Source organism: Brevundimonas sp. CURTG3B2_SDJG (genome assembly GCF_057364705.1).
Map to the genome: position 1 here is coordinate 1 of NZ_JBNFOJ010000317.1, position 3,119 is coordinate 3,119.

At 69.9% G+C, this 3,119-nt stretch carries 3 protein-coding genes; 1 reads left to right on the forward strand and 2 read right to left on the reverse strand.

All coding sequences use genetic code 11. The features are described 5' to 3' along the window. Window positions 1–664 (forward strand): DUF885 domain-containing protein (locus AC2W7C_RS15800; protein ID WP_486002256.1); only part of this gene is annotated, 664 nt, incomplete at its 5' end. Window positions 665–697: 33 nt separating this feature from the next. Here AC2W7C_RS15800 and AC2W7C_RS15805 read toward each other — a convergent pair. Together AC2W7C_RS15805 and AC2W7C_RS15810 are read right to left on the reverse strand one after the other, a co-directional pair. Continuing rightward, on the reverse strand, window positions 698–1,633 hold the full coding sequence (locus tag AC2W7C_RS15805) for a LysR substrate-binding domain-containing protein (RefSeq protein ID WP_486002257.1): 936 nt from the start codon (window positions 1,631–1,633) through the stop codon (window positions 698–700). A 472-nt stretch (window positions 1,634–2,105) separates the two neighbouring features. Then, a partial coding sequence (locus AC2W7C_RS15810) for a DUF1176 domain-containing protein (protein WP_486002258.1) occupies window positions 2,106–3,119 on the reverse strand: 1,014 nt, incomplete at its 5' end.

The window sequence follows — 3,119 nt, forward strand, 5'->3', positions numbered from 1 at the left end:
CGCCGCCGTCGAGGTCCGGCGTGTGCCGCCCGCCATCCAGGCGGGCGCGCCGGGCGGCTACTATCAGGGTCCGACGCTCGACGGCTCGCGCCCCGGCGCCTACTACATCAACCTGCGGGAATCGAAGAACTGGCCGAAGTTCTCGCTGCCGACCCTGACCTATCACGAGGCCTCGCCCGGCCATCACCTCCAGGTGGCGCTGCAGCGCGAGACGGAGAGCCTGCCTCAATACCGTCGGGCCAACGGCTTCTCGGCCTACAACGAGGGCTGGGCGCTGTACGCCGAGGCGGTCGCCGCCGAAGATCTGGACGTCTACGTCGACGATCCGCTGGGCCGGGTCGGCTTCCTGATGTCCTACCTGTTCCGCGCCGTCCGCCTGGTGGTCGACACCGGCATGCACGCCAAGGGCTGGAGCCGCGAGCAGGCGGTCGACTACATGGTCGCCTCGGGGGCCAAGCCGGTCGGCGCCGCCAACAGCGAGATCAACCGCTACGCCTCGATGCCGGGTCAGGCCTGCGCCTACAAGATCGGCCACACCGTCATCGCCCGCCTGCGCGCCGAGGCGGCGGCCAAGCCGGGCTTCGACCTGCGAGCCTTCCACGATCGGGTCCTGGTCAACGGTTCGGTTCCGCTGGCGGTCCTGGAGGGGCTGATCCGGGCGTAGGCCGGACGATCGGACCCTGGGGCGACGTCCGCCCTATCGGTGCGATCCTGTCATGCCCGCCGTCTCGCGGGCCTCCTGCACGGTCGGATCGGCGTCGGCCTGGGCCATCAGCCAGTCGCGGAAGCGCTTGATCTTGGGCGAACGTCTGCGGCCTTCGGGCCAAACCAGATAGTAGCCGGTGTGGAACGACACGGTCTGTCGGAACGGCCGCACCAGCACCCCGGCCTCGATCTCGCGAGCAAACAGGATCGGCGACGCCAGCGCCACGCCCTGTCCGCCCAGCGCGGCGGCGACCTCGAGCACCTGGTAGTCGGCGGTCAGGCGGATCGCCGGGCGCGCATCGTCTGTGAGGCCGGTCGCCGCGAACCAGAGAGCCCATTCCTTCTCCATCCCGATCCGGGGCGCATCCAGCAGGTCGCAGGGCGCTTTCAGCTTCAACCTGTCGGCCATCGCGGGGGTGCACAGAGGCGTGAAGACGCTGGGCATCAGCATCTGGCTTTCCATTCCCGGCCAGTCGCCATGACCCGAGCGGACCCCGACGTCGAACCCCTCGCGCGACAGGTCCAACAGCGCCGGATTGGTGTCTAACCGCACGGCCAGCCCGGGATTGGCCAGTTGAAAGGCCGGGAGCCTCGGCGCCAGCCACTGCGTGGCCAGCGTCGCCAGGGTGGTGATCGACAGGATGTGCTCGTCCGCCTCGGTCAGGTCGGCGATGGCGCGGCGAAGCAGGGTGATCGCCTCGGTCGCGGCGCGCGACAGGCGCTCGCCGGCCTCGGTCGGCTGCACCTCGCGGGGCAGCCGGCGGAACAGGCTCTGTCCCAGCCGGCCCTCCAGCGCCTTGATCTGCCAGCTGACCGCCGCCTGGGTCATGCCCAGCTCCTCGGCGGCGCGCGTGAAGCTTTTCAGTCGCGCCGCCGCCTCGAAGACGCGGATGGAGGCGAGGGGTATTCCAGCGAGCGGATCAGCCATAAGCGAACCTTATGAGGAGCGTGGACAATCTGGTTTGTCCACTTCTCCTGTCAAGCCGATATTCGTCCAGTCAACAACGCAGATCAGAGGAGGCCGAGATGGAAGAAGCGCACCACACGCATAAGGAACCCGCATGGGGTTGGGCATCGGTCCTCGAGGACTGGCGCCGCAGCCGCACGCGTCGTCGCCTGCGCACCCCGTCGCCCACGGCGCATCCCGCGGCGCGCTGAGGCGTTACCCAGATCCGGTCCCTCGCAGGCGAACTTCCCTTCCCCCGCATCGACCGTCGGCCCTTGCGGGTCGTGGCCCGGCCTCGGAGTCTCCTGCTCCCGGGGCCGGGTCGAGCCGTTTGCGACCGAGACAATTTCGGCGAGACATCCTCGACAGGTCCGGCCAAGACATCCGCGACATGGCGACGACACGCGAGACATCGCCGACACAGCCGCCGTTCAGGCCGTCCTTCCACCTTCCGTCAGCGCGTGCGCCAGGTCGTCGGCCACAGGTCTGGCGAGACGCCGGCGCAAAGATCCATACGCCGCTCTGACTTCAGTTCGAACGCGCGCCCCGTCCACACCCACGTGGTCGCCGCGCCGCAGTCGCCGATGCCCCGGCCCTTGCTGAACGACGAGATCGTCCGGGTGTCGGGATCATATTCGGCGTTGATCTCGACATAGCGATCCTCGTGCGGGACGTCGGTCGAGGCGGGCTCGGCCGACGGCAGCAAGATCGGCTCGAAGGTCCGGCCGTTCGCGTCGCTGAGGAAGAAGCGATGCCCGGTGTTGTAGGGCCCCTGGAAGCAGAGCACCGACCACAGCAGGCGGTTTTCGTCGAGCCGGTTCACCCGGTCGTCGCGGACGTGCGTCTCCTCCCGGCAGGTCCTGACCGCCGGCAGCGCTTCGAGCGCAGCGGGCAGGGTCTCGACGCCTGGCAGGCCCTCCTGGGAGGCCGCGGGCGCAGCGCGCGGCGCCGGCAGAGCGGTCGGAGCCGGGACGGCGGACGCCGATCGGAGTCCCCGACGGATCAGGGCGGTCGTGGTGTTCAGCCGGCCCTGACGCTCGTCGATCCAGAGAAAGGCCGCGGCAGCGCCTCGCAGAGGTATCGCCTGGGGCTCGTCCAGGCCGCCGCCCGACAGGATGGCCGACTGACCCTGGGCGATCTTGTCCACGAACGTCTTCACGTCGTGGGGAACGCCGGCCTCGATCGAATCGTGCTCGTCCGAGGCCCGGTCTCCGGAGGCGACGGCCTCGCCGTCGATCGCGATCCGGATCGGGTCGCTGTGATCAGCCCAGGCGCCGAACAGGGCCTGCGGTTCCGCGCCCGGGCCGGCCCCCAGCTTGACGATCACCCAGCCGGGGCCGGACTCCTGGTTCCCGCCGTAGGCCGCGCAGTCGTTCCCGTTGTCGCAGACGGCGATCCAGTCCCCGAAGGTGCGGGTCTCGGTGCGGAGCCTGGGCGGGGGCCTGGCCCGGGCCCCGGGCCGTGGCCT

What these genes read in the sequence shown, in the direction of transcription:
- AC2W7C_RS15805 (WP_486002257.1), bottom strand. Translation starts at nt 1,633, where the DNA reads ATGGCTGATCCGCTCGCTGGAATACCCCTCGCCTCCATCCGCGTCTTC.